General features: G+C 42.8%; 20 protein-coding genes and 1 pseudogene. 4 read left to right on the forward strand and 17 right to left on the reverse strand.

Annotated elements, in window-relative coordinates; all coding sequences use genetic code 11:
* The first annotated feature begins 3 nt into the window (after window positions 1–3).
* The 3 genes from J7E26_RS16995 to mnhG are packed head-to-tail and all read left to right on the forward strand — an operon-like array spanning window position 4 to window position 1,122.
* Window positions 4–480: a Na+/H+ antiporter subunit E gene (locus tag J7E26_RS16995; RefSeq protein ID WP_214803498.1), complete on the forward strand. Its 477-nt coding sequence runs from the start codon at window positions 4–6 to the stop codon at window positions 478–480.
* Window positions 480–764 carry a Na(+)/H(+) antiporter subunit F1 gene (locus tag J7E26_RS17000; protein ID WP_214803495.1) on the forward strand — a complete coding sequence of 95 codons (285 nt, stop codon included), beginning with the start codon at window positions 480–482 and terminating at the stop codon, window positions 762–764. The genes J7E26_RS16995 and J7E26_RS17000 overlap by 1 nt, the downstream gene beginning before the upstream one ends.
* The gene (gene mnhG, locus J7E26_RS17005; protein ID WP_214803492.1) at window positions 748–1,122 is read left to right on the forward strand and encodes a monovalent cation/H(+) antiporter subunit G; all 375 of its coding nucleotides are present in this window, start codon (window positions 748–750) and stop codon (window positions 1,120–1,122) included. Before J7E26_RS17000 ends, mnhG begins: the two co-directional genes overlap by 17 nt.
* Window positions 1,123–1,161: 39 nt before the next feature.
* Here mnhG and J7E26_RS17010 read toward each other — a convergent pair whose 3' ends face one another.
* From J7E26_RS17010 to degQ, 6 genes and pseudogenes are all read right to left on the reverse strand, one after another.
* Window positions 1,162–1,545: a hotdog fold thioesterase gene (locus tag J7E26_RS17010; protein WP_214803489.1), complete on the reverse strand. Its 384-nt coding sequence runs from the start codon at window positions 1,543–1,545 to the stop codon at window positions 1,162–1,164.
* A 21-nt stretch (window positions 1,546–1,566) separates the two neighbouring features.
* The gene (gene comA, locus J7E26_RS17015; RefSeq protein WP_214814425.1) at window positions 1,567–2,211 is read right to left on the reverse strand and encodes a two-component system response regulator ComA; all 645 of its coding nucleotides are present in this window, start codon (window positions 2,209–2,211) and stop codon (window positions 1,567–1,569) included.
* Window positions 2,212–2,291: 80 nt separating this feature from the next.
* A pseudogene (locus J7E26_RS17020) lies at window positions 2,292–4,596 on the reverse strand (sensor histidine kinase).
* A gap of 22 nt (window positions 4,597–4,618) precedes the next feature.
* The gene (gene comX, locus J7E26_RS17025; RefSeq protein WP_214803481.1) at window positions 4,619–4,795 is read right to left on the reverse strand and encodes a competence pheromone ComX; all 177 of its coding nucleotides are present in this window, start codon (window positions 4,793–4,795) and stop codon (window positions 4,619–4,621) included.
* Between the two features lie 17 nt (window positions 4,796–4,812).
* On the reverse strand, window positions 4,813–5,688 hold the full coding sequence (locus J7E26_RS17030) for a polyprenyl synthetase family protein (RefSeq protein WP_214803700.1): 876 nt from the start codon (window positions 5,686–5,688) through the stop codon (window positions 4,813–4,815).
* A gap of 151 nt (window positions 5,689–5,839) precedes the next feature.
* A complete protein-coding gene (gene degQ / locus J7E26_RS17035; RefSeq protein WP_061522314.1) occupies window positions 5,840–5,980 on the reverse strand; it encodes a degradation enzyme regulation protein DegQ in 141 nt (46 codons plus the stop codon).
* Window positions 5,981–6,443: 463 nt separating this feature from the next.
* On the opposite strand from degQ, the gene J7E26_RS17040 reads away from it, so the two are divergent.
* Window positions 6,444–6,782, forward strand: coding sequence for a YuzC family spore coat inner layer protein (locus J7E26_RS17040; protein ID WP_214803478.1), 339 nt, complete (start codon window positions 6,444–6,446; stop codon window positions 6,780–6,782).
* Between the two features lie 7 nt (window positions 6,783–6,789).
* On the opposite strand, the gene J7E26_RS17045 is transcribed toward J7E26_RS17040, so the two are convergent.
* From J7E26_RS17045 to essA, 11 genes are all read right to left on the reverse strand, one after another.
* Entirely contained in the window at window positions 6,790–8,013 is a 1,224-nt protein-coding gene (locus J7E26_RS17045; protein ID WP_214803475.1) for an EAL and HDOD domain-containing protein, read from the reverse strand.
* Between the two features lie 129 nt (window positions 8,014–8,142).
* The gene (locus tag J7E26_RS17050) at window positions 8,143–9,609 is read right to left on the reverse strand and encodes a nicotinate phosphoribosyltransferase (RefSeq protein WP_214803471.1); all 1,467 of its coding nucleotides are present in this window, start codon (window positions 9,607–9,609) and stop codon (window positions 8,143–8,145) included.
* A gap of 17 nt (window positions 9,610–9,626) precedes the next feature.
* The gene (locus J7E26_RS17055) at window positions 9,627–10,178 is read right to left on the reverse strand and encodes a cysteine hydrolase family protein (protein WP_214803469.1); all 552 of its coding nucleotides are present in this window, start codon (window positions 10,176–10,178) and stop codon (window positions 9,627–9,629) included.
* A 94-nt stretch (window positions 10,179–10,272) separates the two neighbouring features.
* Entirely contained in the window at window positions 10,273–10,671 is a 399-nt protein-coding gene (locus tag J7E26_RS17060) for a YueI family protein (protein WP_214803465.1), read from the reverse strand.
* A gap of 68 nt (window positions 10,672–10,739) precedes the next feature.
* The gene (locus tag J7E26_RS17065) at window positions 10,740–10,988 is read right to left on the reverse strand and encodes a YueH family protein (protein ID WP_214803462.1); all 249 of its coding nucleotides are present in this window, start codon (window positions 10,986–10,988) and stop codon (window positions 10,740–10,742) included.
* 71 nt (window positions 10,989–11,059) lie between these two features.
* On the reverse strand, window positions 11,060–11,281 hold the full coding sequence (locus J7E26_RS17070; RefSeq protein WP_214803459.1) for a spore germination protein: 222 nt from the start codon (window positions 11,279–11,281) through the stop codon (window positions 11,060–11,062).
* 63 nt (window positions 11,282–11,344) lie between these two features.
* A complete protein-coding gene (locus J7E26_RS17075) occupies window positions 11,345–12,451 on the reverse strand; it encodes an AI-2E family transporter (RefSeq protein WP_214803457.1) in 1,107 nt (368 codons plus the stop codon).
* Window positions 12,452–12,587: 136 nt separating this feature from the next.
* Entirely contained in the window at window positions 12,588–12,824 is a 237-nt protein-coding gene (locus J7E26_RS17080; protein WP_214803454.1) for a DUF2642 domain-containing protein, read from the reverse strand.
* Window positions 12,825–12,963: 139 nt separating this feature from the next.
* The gene (locus J7E26_RS17085; protein WP_214803451.1) at window positions 12,964–13,494 is read right to left on the reverse strand and encodes an HD domain-containing protein; all 531 of its coding nucleotides are present in this window, start codon (window positions 13,492–13,494) and stop codon (window positions 12,964–12,966) included.
* A gap of 185 nt (window positions 13,495–13,679) precedes the next feature.
* A complete protein-coding gene (locus J7E26_RS17090) occupies window positions 13,680–14,411 on the reverse strand; it encodes a (S)-benzoin forming benzil reductase (RefSeq protein ID WP_214803448.1) in 732 nt (243 codons plus the stop codon).
* Window positions 14,412–14,435: 24 nt separating this feature from the next.
* On the reverse strand, window positions 14,436–14,942 hold the full coding sequence (gene essA / locus J7E26_RS17095; RefSeq protein ID WP_214803697.1) for a type VII secretion protein EssA: 507 nt from the start codon (window positions 14,940–14,942) through the stop codon (window positions 14,436–14,438).
* Window positions 14,943–14,944: the final 2 nt, after the last annotated feature.

Here is a 14,944-nt window from a genome sequence, read left to right on the forward strand (position 1 = left end):
GGCATGGCTTTTCAACTATTATTAAATGTTCTTCTCGCTGTTTGCTGGATGTTTCTCACAAACAGCCTCAGTGCCGCAGGATTCATCACGGGGTTTATTGCGGGATTGGCGGCGCTCTTTTTTTTCAGGCGTTTCTTCTCGCGCCCGTTTTATGTTTGGAAAATATGGAATATCATCAAACTGTTTTTTATCTTTATGAAGGAATTATATTTAGCCAATGTCAGTGTGCTGCAAACGATTATGTCGCCGAAACTGAATATACGTCCGGGAATCTTTGCGTTTAAGACGGAGTTGACGGCGGACTGGGAGATTACCCTGCTCTCGCTGTTAATTACCTTAACGCCCGGGACGCTTGTCATGGACATTTCTGATGACCGGTCGATTCTTTATATACACGCAATGGACATTGACGATGCGGAAAAAGCGATTCATGACATCCGTGTCTCTTTTGAAAAAGCCATTCAGGAGGTGAGCCGCTGATGTTTACGTTCATTCTTCAATTATCGCTCGGCATTATGGCGGTTTCGACCTTGCTGTATGTCATTCGTGTCATTAAAGGACCGACAGTACCGGATCGGGTCGTCGCTCTTGATGCGATCGGCATTAATCTGATTGCCATGACAGCGCTCGTGTCCATCTTATTGAAAACGACGGCTTTTTTGGACATTATCCTGCTGCTCGGCATTTTATCGTTTATCGGGACAATTGCTTTTGCTAAATTTTTAGAGAAAGGAGAGATTATCGAAAATGATCGAGATCGTTAAATGGGCGGTCGCCGTCTTTATCCTGATGGGATCGCTGATCTGTCTTGTCGCCTCTTTCGGCACGCTTCGGCTTCCTGATGTGTTTACACGCGCCCACGCGTCTTCAAAAGGCTCAACTCTCGGCGTCAATATGATATTGCTCGGCGTCTTATGTTACCTGTGGATGCTGACCGGAGAAATATCCGCAAAAATTCTGCTCGGGATCATCTTTATCCTGCTGACGGCTCCGGTCGGGGCTCATCTCATTTGCAGGGCTGCGTATAATTCGGGGGTTTCGCTTGATAAAAGAAGCGTTCAGGACGATTATAAAGGGATCAGAAACTTTGTGATTAAACGAAAAGACGATTCATATTTGTAAAAACAAACAGCCGGACGCAATAGGATTCCGGCTGTTTTCTTATTTCGTTATGACAGCCAGCGTACAGCGGGAAACACAGATCAGCCTTTCTTTTTCATCATAAATCTTAATCTCGTAAACAATTGTTGCTCTGCCGGTATGAAACGGTTCCGCGATTGCTGTGACCGTGCCGCCTTCTTTTACGGATTTTAGATGGTTGGCGTTAATCTCAAGCCCGACGCACGCCTGAGACGATTGGTCGATAAAATGCTGCGCGCCGATGCTTGCCGCAGTCTCCGCCAACGCGGCCGAAGCTCCTCCGTGCAGGTAACCGAAAGGCTGCACCGTCCTCTTATCCACCGGCATAATCGCCACGCATCTCTCCGCCGTGTTTTCGGTAATCTCAATACCGAGCGCTTCAAGCAATGTATTTTTTAAGTTCATTTGTCTTTCTCCCTTCAACGTTTATAATACATTATCAGATTTGGCGATCAGCACCGCTTCCGTACGTGAGCCGACGTTTAATTTATTAAAAATAGAAGTCAGGCTGTATTCAATTGACCGTTTGCTCAAATGAAGCGCATCGGCAATTTCCTGATTGGTTAAACCCTTTTCGACCTCTTGCAGAATATGGCGTTCTCTCGGCGTTAAGCGGTCCTGCTCACTTTGAGGGGAAGAAGACGTTTTCGTTTTTTGCTGTGACATCAGCTGTTTGAAATATGAAAAATCGACTAAAATTTGTCCGTTGAGCACGTGGTATATGTATTGCATGATTTTTTCTTTGGATTCTGTTTTGCTGATGGCGCCATGCAGACCGGCGCGGATTGATTCTTCAAAATAATCTTCAACTTCATACCCTGTGTAGACAATAATTTTACAGAGAGGATTCTCTTTTAAGATTTTCTTGGAAAGCTCTATCCCGCTGATGTCATCACCTAAATTTAAATCCATCAATATGAGATCATAAGCTGAAAAATCATGTTGAAGAACAAATTGTTCACTGACATCGGGACTGAGGCAATCAACAGAAAGATTCGTGTCCGTTTCAAGAATCGTCTTAGTGCCCTCCATGACAGCCGGATGATCATCAATCACTAGTATCTTTTTCATGTTTTCCTCCCTTTTACTCATTCATTTCCATTTTATAAAAAAGACTTGGCTTCTGCCAAGTCGATTTAGTGATAAATTGGTTACAATTCCATTTCAATATCCGCTTTAAATCCGTTTCCTTCGCTCGTCTCGATTTTTATGCGGCCATCCAGCGCCCGGACGCGTTCCCTAATGCCCGAAAGCCCCATACTCATCGATTGGTCACCGCCTTCTTCCTGGTTGTATCCGACCCCGTCATCTTCATAATGCAAAATGACCTTATTTTGGATGCTGATCAGCATAATCAGCACTTCATTCGCCTGAGAATGCTTCAAGGCATTGGAAAGAAACTCTTGAATGATACGATACAAATTCAGCTGCGAATCCAAATCCAGCGCTGCCGTAAACCGCCCGGTATTCAAGCGGATATGAAACGGCGCCCGCTCTTGCTGCTGCGCGGCGAGCTTCGAAACCGCCTTGACAAGCCCCAAATCATACAGCAGCTGAGGCCGAAGCTCATGGCACGTCTCCCGCGTCATCAGGATCACATCGGACATCTGTTCATTCATCTGATGAAGCTTGTCCTTCACCTCGTTCTGGCAAGGCTCCTCTTTCTTAAAATCAGCCAGAAACAGCTCGCACTGCCTCTTCAAAGAAATCAAATCCTGCAGCACCGAATCATGCAGATCACGAGCCAGATCAGAACGCTGTTTTTCTTCGATCGTGAACATCAGCTTTTTGAGCCAGACCGGGTTTGAGCCTTCTTGTTTTAGGTCTTGTAAATGGTTCATAAGTTCTTCGATTTGCAAGATGTTTTCCATCGAGACACTTGTATAAAAAGACAATGTCTTTAACCAAGAGATTTCGTCCCTTGTCAGTCTTGGGGTATTAATACTGGACAAACAAAGCATGACATATGAATTTGCGCCTCTTTCCCCAATCTTCATCAGAAACCCTTGGTTCACTTCAATAATCTTACCGATTTCTGAAGTAACCTTTTCAAATTCTTTCTTATAAGGCTGCCAATTCGGTTCAGTATTCTGTTTATCAAAGTATATAATGTCTCCGCCAGAACTGATTTCAAAGATATATGCCTTACTGACAGGCAACACATCTAATATCGTCTTTTTAAGATTCATAAAAACTTGGTTTAAAGCTGACACACTTTTAAGAAGCTGTGTATATTTATAGATGCTGTCTTGGTAATTGTATTTTTCTGAAAACCGTTTCAGGCGGAATTTATAGTCTAATACCTCTTTAGTATAAAAGACTGCCAAAAAAATCAAAAACACGTATAAAGTGATTTGAATGGTGTTAAAGTGATTACCTTTACTTTCATATAAGATAGACAACCATACAACACCTATTGTTGGAACAATGGATAAAAAGCTATAGTATCTAATTCTTCCCAATAAAAAATCTATATCATATATCTTGTTGACAACAAATTGATAAACTAATGCCAATGGAATAATAAGCAGAAATGGAGCCGTAACTATAGCTGAATAAATATACTGTCCTAAAATAATTTCGGAAAGAAGATAAAGAACAGTAAATGGTAAAAAAGCTATTGTGTTAGATATTAGTAACACTTTTAATAGATAAGCATGATCTCTTTTTCTATAAATAATGCCATAATAAACAATGTACATATACACTATTATTATTTCTATAAAAAATGTTAATAAATTCATATCCCTAACAAAGTATAAATCATATCGATATCTAAAAGATTCTACAATAATATTAAGGACAGGTAAACAATAAAGAATATATACAATACTCTTTGAAGAAAATTTTATTTTTAATTCTTTAAAATATTGATATAAAAAATGCAAGTATAATACAGGCACATTTAAAAAAGTGAAAAGATTAACATACCTATTTATCTCATATCCTCTTGTTACACCGCCTGCACTTAAATAAGCTATCGATATAAAAATTAAGAAGCAGATTAAAATATAAGCAGAAACTGTATTTTTTATACGGTTGACTTTGTATATAGAAAATACATAATAAGCTTAGTGCAAATAATATACAAGGGACAATATAAATAAAGAAACTAACTGAACTGTTTAAAGACAAATCCTCTGAACCAAGCAATTGAATTTCGTAATTATCTCTCTCAACCTTTAAGTTATTAGCCTTTGCTAAATAACCATTTTTGATATTTTGAGAAGAAGGCATGTGCCCATTTATCTCTAGAATTTTGTCCCCTACTTTTAAATTTAAGTATCTTCCATAAGAGGATTTTGTAATTTTAACAACTTCAAACTCATGTTTTGATGTTTCAACAACATAGGTTCCGACTAAAATTCCATTCTGGGTAAAGTATATAATATGTGCAATATAGAAAAAACTAAATATCAACAGTGCGATTGAAAGGTGCTTAATAAAATACCTCAATGGATCACAACTCTCTTAAAAATTATTGATCCCAAAATGTAAATTCAGGTTTTTTCTTATAAGTGCTGTTACTGAATATTTCTATAATTGCAGGAATAAGTGAATGTGGAATTCCGATCAAGCAAACTTCCCCCTCTTCTAATTGATGGATCACTCTTGGATTTTCCATAAGATAATTCACAATGTCTTGTTTCTTCATATTACTCCCCCTACTTCTCACCATAGTTTAATTCTTATGTTCAACTTTTCTATTTCGTCATTAATTTCATTTTCATACATTTTAATTAACATTAAAACATACTGGCTAACTCCTGCTTTACAAAGCAATTCTTCAAAATAATTTCTGTCCGATATGAGGGAGTAATAGCCGTTTTTAGAATTCATCATATTTAAAACTTTTTTTGAGGCACTATTAAACTGACGATTTAAAAACAAGTTAATCAAAGTTCTTTTCTTCTTTTTTATATCACTGCGGCTTTTATCAAATAAACCATAATAGTCATTTTCAATTTGTTTAATAACGCCAATTTTATAAGAATAATTCTCAATTGCTGCGTTAAATTCACCACTTGCAAGCATCGCCCCTAAAACAGCAGACATTGCAGTTAACGATCCTGATTTCTGTTTTATCATATGTAGACATTCTTCTTCAGTCTCCGGGAAATTTCTTAGATCATTATGCTGACCTTGCATTGCATTTAAGGCATATTTTATTGCAAGCCGTGAAAAATCGATTGTTGATTCAAGCTCACAAATGGCTTGCAGGCTTATTGAATACAGAGAAGTAGCCGCATTCAGAGATATAGCATGGTCAGTTTGCATCCATGCCTTGTTAAAGTTATCTTCATCTTCAATATCGTCAAAAATATCAAAAGCTAAAATTAAAAGTTCAATTCCCGCGGCCAGTAGTGTGATGTCCGAGGAATGTGTACCCTTAAAAGCAACATAATGCTGGAAAGCAAGGATACCGAATGAAAAGTGCTTCTTTTCATTAATGAAGGTCAAAAGAGTCTCTTCTAAATGTAGATTATCGACTTTCTCCCCAACAATCTCCTTCATCTTCCCTTTAATCAAGTCGGCATCTAAACACATTTGCTCAATAATTGTCTTCACCCTCCCATTCTATTTTACTAAATGCAGGTGATGAAAGACAGCAGGTTTTTGTTTTTTTAACAATCGTATAATACTTTATCCATGAAATGTATAAAAAATGCACAAAAAAAAGACTTGTTTCCAAGTCTTTTTAAGAAATTTTCATTGCATATGAGAATTTATCGAGTTGATCAATGCTTTTGTTAATGTTTCGCAGTGAGTCGGTTGTTTCTCTGATATCATGTTCAAGTCGGAATAATAATTGCTTTACTTCTTCTAATTTCTTTTCCACCGTTTCCACACTCCTTTTTTTGAAAGATCAATGAATTGTGTATGGTGAACGAGTCCTAGGTATTTGATCTGTTACTAATAGTGTAAACGTTTTTGCGTGATTTTTCACCGAAAAGTATGTGTAAAAGTATCTGCGTGACACCGCAAATGCCGGTAATCACATAGTCCCGAACAGACCATTTAGCGAACAGGACTATGTAACTACAAGATTGGCAGACGTTTAGGATGAAGCGGCTGAAAATCGTGTGGCGGTTGTTTTTTTAATGATTTTCCGATAATCCGACGAGGACTATAGTCCTTGGTGCCGCAATTTCAAAAATAAACTGGCGAACAACAGCGCATAACGACCGACAAACACCGAAAAGACCGCAACCCCGCATTGTGGTCTTTTTGCATGTCATATCTCGTTATGGCGGCGCCTATACTCTTGTATAACGAATGTTTTTTTAGAAGGAGGTTGCCGCATGCATTATGTGTACCCTTGCTGTCCTGTTTTCCCCGCGCCGCTCCGCATTCCTGCGGCCTTTCCCCCGATTCACGCAGAATCTTTGACTGGGTCCGCAAAGGATGCTGCGGGCATGCTTGGTGATGCCCAACTGCTGCTTACGCGCCTGTCAGCATCAAAAGAGCTTGCGCGCCGCATCCTCACCGCAGCGCAAGCATCTGATGCTGCGATGGTGAAACGGCTGGTTAAACAGACCGGCATTAAAAATGACTTTGATGTCACGTTCAATCCTGACGGCATCCGCATCAGCCTGATCAGAGAGCAAAGCCGGTTTATTATCGCGCTCAGATGGTCATAATGAACACTTATTCCACGATAAGCTGCCGGCACCACTCGATGGCCTGCAAATAACATTCATAGGCTTCTTCTTTGTCCAGTTCTTTTCCCCACTCATCACAGTCCCAATTGTTGCATTCAATGGCTTTCACGAGTCCGAGCATCTTGTAATAATCGTTTTCATGGCCAAGCAGGGCCTGTCCGACTTCATCGATTAAAGGCAGTTCTTTTACAATCTCCTCCAGCTCTCTGTGCAGGAGTGTATCAATCAGCGAAAACATGCCGATCAGCATATAAGAGGAGGGCTGGGGTCTTGCGGCTTTTTTCGCCAACAGCTCACACAGCTTTGCCCTGATTAATGAGATCTTGATGATTTCTTTTTTGCTTGAATGGCTTTTTGTCGTTAAGTCTCTGAAAGAAAGAATGTAAATCCAGCGCTTAATCTCATTCAGCCCAAGCATCATGATGGCCTGCTGGATGCTGTCTATCTTTTTTTTCAGCCGTGTTTGCGATCCGTTTAAAAAACGCAGAATCTGGTAGGATAATGTGACATCCTGTTCTATGTATTCCGTGACGCGCTGTATATTGGGCTGGTCTTTGTTTAATTCGTTTAACAGCTCGTAATAAGAATGAAAATGAAACGCCAGATCATTACCGCTGATGACACGCGGTTCACTGAAAAAATATCCTTGAAACAGGTGGAAGCCGTCCATGGCGGCCTGTTTATACTCTTTTCTCGTCTCCACTTTTTCCGCTAAATAAATCAGGCTTTTACAGCTGTAGTTCTCGATAATTTTTTTGCGTTCAAAGCGTGAGGATTGTAAAAAGTCGATCTTTAAAATATCAATATATTTCATCAGCTGTTCCAATAATTCTTCATTCGCCGGATTGATGGTGTAAAAATCGTCAAGCGCTAACGTATATCCTAATCTTTTCAGCTGTCTGCATCTTGAGATCAAAGCCGGAGTGATCGGGATGTCCTCAAGAATTTCGATAATCAGCTGGTCAGGATCGAAGGAGGTAGGGAGATCTGAAAACATCAAGCTTTCTGTAAAATTCACAAAGCAGCGTTTCCCCTCAGTCAGCTTTTCAATTCCGATGTTGATAAAGCTGTTAATAATGAGATCCGTTGTCGCTTTATCTCCGTCTGCGGCCGAATAACGGTTCTCTTCGCTCTCCCGGTAAAGAAGTTCATAAGCAACAACCTGTTCGTTTCTATTAAAAATAGGCTGTCTCGCAACAAACACCTTCATTAATTTACCCCCTTAGGTGCGGCCTTCGAGATTAAGTATATCAAAAAATTTGACGAAATTTGTCTAAATGTGAAAAATATTATTGTAAACTAAAAGCCTTCCCGCCAATCGGAAAGGCCTTTTTGTCATCTATTCAAGTTCCTGTTTCAGCTGGCTTTTGATTTCATGAATCCGGTGCATTTTATTGCTCCAGCAGTCTTCACTTAAATCAACCGGATATTCTTCCGGCTTGCTGATCCGTTTGTATTCCTCCCACAGAAGCTTGAGATTATCCTGCACGTATTGCTGGATATCCGTAATTTCAGGATTATCGTAGCACAAAACGCCATTTTCAAAAATCGGCTCATGCAGGTCTTTCGCATAGAAGTCGGTCACGAATTTGCTGACGAACGTATGAACGGGATGAAACATTTTTAAGCGTTTCTGGTCATTGACCTGCTCGTCGTAAAGAGCGATGTAATCCCCTTCAGAGTGATGATTCAGCTTGTTGATAATCCGGTATACTTTCTTTCTGCCCGGAGTTGTCACCTTTTCAGGGTTTGATGAAATTTTAATGGTATCCGTCAATTTGCCGTTTTCTTCAATTGCCACGAGCTTGTAAACCGCGCCGAGAGCCGGCTGATCATAGGCGGTAATCAGCTTTGTTCCGATTCCCCACGTATCAATTCTCGCCCCTTGCGATTTAAGGTTTAATATCGTATGCTCATCAAGATCGCTTGAGGCAATCACCTTTGCGTCTTTGAATCCCGCTTCATCAAGCATTTCACGCGCTTTTTTAGAAAGATAGGCTAAGTCCCCGCTGTCCAGGCGGATGCCGATAAAATTAATGCGGTCGCCGAATTCCTTTGCGACTTTAATCGCATTCGGCATGCCTGAACGGATCGTATCGTACGTATCGACTAAAAACACACAGTCTGTATGCGTCTCGGCGTATTTTTTAAAAGCGGTATATTCGTCACGGTACGCCTGCACGAGGGCATGTGCGTGTGTGCCCGATACCGGGATATTAAAGCGCTTACCGGCTCTTACATTACTCGTTGCGCTGAAGCCGCCGATCAGGGCCGCTCTCGCTCCCCACATGGCCGCATCCATTTCATGGGCGCGCCGCGTTCCGAATTCAAGCGCGTCTTCGTCGCCGACCACGCCTTTGATGCGGGCCGCTTTCGTGGCGATTAATGTTTGGTAATTCACAATGTTGAGCAAAGCGGTTTCAATCAGCTGTGCTTCGATGAGGGGCGCTTCGACGCGCATAATCGGTTCGTTGTTAAAAACGAGTTCCCCCTCTTTCATGCTGTATAAAGAGCCCGTAAAAGACAGCCCCCGCAAATAGTCAATGAAATCATCCTGATAGTTTAATTCCGTTTTTAAATAATTAAGATCGCTGTCGGTAAATTTGAAGTTCTCCAAGTATTCGATTGCTTTTTCTAAGCCCGCAAATACCGCATAGCCGTTTTCAAAGGGAAGCTTTCTGAAAAAAAGCTCAAAAATCGCTTTTTTCTCATGAATGCCGTCTCTCCAATACGTCTCGGCCATATTAATTTGATAAAGATCTGTATGTAAAGACAAACTGTCGTCTTTAAAACCATGCTCCACCAAAATTGTTTTCCCCTTCCTTACTCTGCCACTTGTGCTCCGATGCTGTTCTTAAAATGGGACAGGGCCCACTCGTGCCCATCCGGATTAAAACTTGACACAGCGTGCTTATGAACGACGATCTGAAAGCCTTTGTTGTAGGCGTCAACCGCCGTATGCAAGACACAGATGTCGGTGCACAGGCCGGCAAGATGCAGTTCAGTGATCTGCCGCTCCCGCAGTTTCAGCTCTAAATCCGTTCCCGCAAAAGCAGAATATCTCGTTTTTTCCATATAGCTTACGTTCTTTGCGTATTCATGTTTCCGATAAAGGGGCAATAGCTTTCCGTACAGCTCTTTCCCCTTTGTACCTTTAATGTTATGCGGAGGAAACAGTCGTGTTTCGGGATGAAAGACATCGTCTGCATCGTGTGAATCTACTGCAAAGACAACGTAATCACCGTTTTCAATAAACGCTTCTGTCAATTTGACAATCGTATCTTCAATTTGCCTTGCGGGCTCTCCGCAAGTTAATGCTCCGTTCTCTGCCGCAAAGTCATTCGTATAATCAATGCAGATAAATGCTTTTTTCATAGCCGGCCTCCCCGCCATTCATATGTGAACATTATATCCTATCTCCACTTGTAAGTGAATTGGCATTGTAAAAAAGACAAACCGCGGTTTGTCTTTAAGGTTTCAGGAGTGAGCGCTTAAAAATGTCATCCTGAACGTAAATGCTGTCACAGTTCACGGCATCATCGGCGGCAAACACAAGGCCGAGCGGCGTTTCAAATTGAAGATCCGAAATGACGGAGCTTCTGACGCCGGCTGCTGCCGCGAGCTTCATATAAGGCGAATAGGCATGATAAGGAAGCTTTCCGTTTATATAAAGCACCGCTTTTGTGCGGCTCTTCAGCGCCCGCTTCACTTCTTCATACGGTGTCTTTTGCAGCACCTGCCCCTTCGTCAGGGCAATGATGACTCTTTCGCGAAGCGAGCCTAAAAATAGATGGCGCTCATCCGGTTTTGTCTGAAGAGGACCGTACATTCCCTGCTGTAAATAAAGATCAACCGTTTTATCGCTCATCGGCCTGTCCCTCCTCTGCATGTTATATCATGATCGCCGCTGCCGGGCAGCGATAAACCCGTTTTTCTTTACATTTCAGTCACCCAGTGGGTGATTTTGCGCGCAAGCTCCAAAGCAGGCTCTTCTTCTGTCAGCTTGCTGAACGATTGGTGCAGTCTTTGCACGAGCGCATGTTTCTCTTCCTCGTAAGAAATGATTGTGCTCCATTCCAGCTCAGGAACGGCAACGAGGGTATGCTGCTCTTTTTTATTTTCATGCAGATACACATCGCCGATCATTCCGGCCGGCACGGTAATGTTCGCTTTTCTGATTTTCATGAGAATTCTCCTTTTAAAAAGACTGATTCTATTATACTACAAAAAAGCAACAGCCTCCCAAAGGGAGGCTGTCACCCGTTAAACCATTTCGGTTCGTCGAACAGATCAATATCTTCGAAGAGCGTTTTGCTGAATTTATTATTGACTTTGGCAAAGTCGCCGGAATGAAACCACCCGGCTCCCGCGGCTGAGTGGTCCACGGCTTTTGGGGAGATCGCAAACACATCCCCGAAGCTCGCCGCGGCGTCTCCGTTTAAACTCATAATATAAATCGGTCCCACAATTGCAGGCATACCCTACACCTCCGCCCTTATTTACAGCATTTTATGCGCTGAGCCGGGAGGTGTGCCCGTTTTTTATTTCGGCTTGCGGCTGTCTTCACGCTTAGAGCGCTGGCGCAGCCTGATGAGCCGGACGATATTTAAAACAAAGGCTTTTAAGACGGCGTAGACCGGCACGGCCAAAATCATGGCGAGAATGCCGCCGAAACTGCCTGCTCCGACAAGCAGCAGAATAATGGTGAGCGGGTGGGTATTCAGCCGCTTCCCGATCACAAGCGGAGACAGCAGATTTCCATCAAGCTGCTGAACGACCACGACGACGATAATCGCAAACAGCGCCTTCGCCGGCGAATCCATAAAAGCGATAATCACCGCCGGAGCCGCTCCCAGAAACGGCCCGAGATACGGGATGATATTGGTGACGGCAATCACCATCCCGAGAATTAACGCATACGGCAGACCGATGATCCAGTACCCGATAAAGCAAGCCGTTCCGACAAAGAGACAGATTAAGAGCTGGCCTTGAAAGTAAGCGGCCAATGTGACATATAAATCATTAAATATTTTCAAGCCTTCCGCCCGGTAGGAAGAAGGCAATATTTTAACCGCCAATCGCGGAAAACGCTGCCCGTCCTTCAGCATATAAAACAGAATAAACGGAACGGTAATCACGACAAGCGTAATATTCGTGACGACGCCGAAAACCGCAGAAAGGCTTGCGGTAATATTTTGCGGGAGGCTCTGTAAAAAGCCCGTCAGCGATTGCTGCATTTTTTCAATTGAGACAAAATCCTGCGTCATCATCCACGTAAACCATTTAGAATGGGATAACTCATTCGTTAAGCCTTGAATTTGATTGATATAATCAGGAAAATTGTTAAACAGCCCGGTGACCTGCGAGGCGACGATCGGGCCGATTGCAGCAAACATAAAAGCAATCAGGCCGATAAAAACCAAATAAATGAGCAGGATTGCCAGCGTCCGGGGAATTTTTTTCTCAAGCAGACGCACAATGGGATTAAAGATGAAAAATAAAATTCCTGAGATCAGGATCGGGAAAAACAGGGTTGTGATAAATCCGAAAAACGGCTGAAAAATAAACGATACTTTCGTTGAAACATAAATAATGAGCAAAACGAGCAAAATTTGCAGCGTCCAAAAGTGGACCTTTGATTTCAACAAGCTTTTTCCTCCTATTGTCAAGTGAACTTGTACTGTGATTGTACCAAAAAAAAGCCTCGCGCATCTATGTATCTCAAAAAAGAAGACGCACCGGGGAATTGAAGGGCCGCCTCCGGTTTGCGCCTATTTCGGTTGATTACACCCGTTCAGTATAGTCAGGCATGACAGAAACCATGTGGCGGTTTCTGATATAAAACACATGATCGCAGTTTTCTTCGATGGCGATATGGTCAGGCGTGGCATCAATCAGCCGCCCCCTGAAGATACGTCTGACGGTTTGAATGATGAGCCTTGAGCCGATAAGCTTATGGATGGTCTGGTAAACATAAGGGTCTGCTAACGATACGATTTGCGGGCTTCCTTGATGGGCCATTTTCGCTGATCCCCTTTACTATGTTTTCCATCAGCATATGCAGCAGACAAAGAATATGACACAGTACGTCTTATAGGGGCAAAAAGGTAATAGGAAAATTGCGGAGTTATGTAAAAGCGGAAAAGGCCGCAGGAGAGGCCTATACTGTCTTTCTTATGGGATATTGGGCTTGGTCAATTAACTGATCAAGCTTTTGGATTTGTTTAAGCGCGGCCGTATGGCCGATTTGGCGGTAGTGATGGCGGCCGCCCGGTTCTTCATCCAGTTCATCCGCTTTTTTCACAATTTGCTGGAGCGTATTCTTGTCCAGTTCGCCCTCAGGCAGATAGGAATCGGTATGAAGCAGAATCGCCAGCGCAATTTCCTTCGCCGCTTTCGGTTCTTCACCGAGCCGTATGAGCAGCTTATGCGCCCGTTCCGCACCTTTAATGGCATGGATATCGTTTCTTCTGTACTTCTCATAATCCCATTTGCCGTCTGTGTACCATTCATAATGGCCGACGTCATGCAGTAAAGCCGCTTTCGCCGCAAGATCCGGGCTGACGCCTGCTTTTACGGCCAGACGATATGCATGAAACGCGCAGGCTATCGCATGGGCGACTCCGGAGCGCTGTAAATATTTTTGTGCGATTGGATGGGTGAAGACATCCATTAACGTAACATTTCTCATGGAAACCCCTCCTTATATATATTTTTAGAATCCTAACATAAATTGAGAAGAAACTCAATTCATCTGTTACATCAGCCGTTCGCATCCCCTCTATTTTTTATACCCCTTGTACAGGGTTTCAGTCATTATATGCATGAATATTGCAAAATGATTGGGCAAATAAAAAAAGAGCAGTTTGAACTGCTCTATAAAAATTCTTTTATGTCATATATCCGGCCGTTTTCCACTTCACCTGAAATCAGCGAGTGAATGACACCGGCGATATATTCCGGGCTGCGCAGACTTTTTGTTTCTTTCAGATTGCGGAACCGTTCGATATCATGAAAATCTTCTTTCGATGAGGAACGGATGACGCCTTGCATGTCTGTATCCATAACGCCCGGCGAGAATGAAATCATGTGTGCCGGAAGCTCTTCATCCTCTTGTTCAAGCCCGAATGTTCTCGTAAACATATCAAGCCCCGCTTTTGAGCTGCAATACGCGCTCCATCCTTTGTAAGGGTTTTTCGCCGCACCTGATGTGATGTTTACGATCGTTTTCTTTCCGCTGAATGCTTCAAAACGCTTCGCAAACATTTGGCTGAGCAAAACGGGGGCCGTCAGATTAAGGGTGTAGTGGCGCTCCAACTCTTCCATGGAAGCCTCTTTCGCCCGCTTGATCGGCGCTACCATCCCGGCGTTATTGATTAGTGTGACGGCCGTGTACCGTTCCCGCTGAACCTGATCGAGTATCGCTTTCATTTGGCGCTCAGTGTCTGCCAGATTCGTCAAATCAACGCTGTATTCTGTCAGCCCTTCGCGTTTCTCCCCGCTTACCGTTCTGGATAACGCCGATACTTCATGGCCTTCTTTGAGCGCCTGCTCCGTAAGTGCGCGGCCCAAGCCTTTTGAGGCGCCTGTAATAAGAAAAAACTGCATGAAAATCCTCCTTTTTTTCTTATTCTACGTTCTGCCCCTGCGGAAATACAAGCGATCCGTCTGCGGTTTGGACTTTTCCTGCACCGTAACTTTCGGAATCAGATAGACAATCGCGGCGATACCGAGCAGGATCAAAACAGAATAAATAACGGGAAGCAAAAAGGATGTCTTCTCTTCTTCTCTTTCAATTTCAGAGGTATGCTGCACTGCCGGCTCTGAAAAGGCAATTCCCAGTTTCTTTGATTGCGCAGTGATCGTATTCGGTTCGATGTCTGATGATGTGAACAGGCTTGATATCAATTTTTTATCCTGATTTTCGGCCGGTTTCTCAAACGTGATGTCCCTTTGTTCTTTTGGGAGCGCCGTTTTTTCCTCGGAATAGGCATCATCGTGCAAATAATTCGTACGAATCTCTATGTCTTTCTTTTCATATTCATTCGGCTTGACGTCGGTATTTTCCTCAGTCTTAGCAAGAGCAGCGGGTATGAAAAGGAAAAAGGAGAGCATAAAAAGCATGATCCCCTTTTCCATTT

Source organism: Bacillus sp. ISL-51, from assembly GCF_018613535.1.
GTDB lineage: Bacteria > Bacillota > Bacilli > Bacillales > Bacillaceae > Bacillus.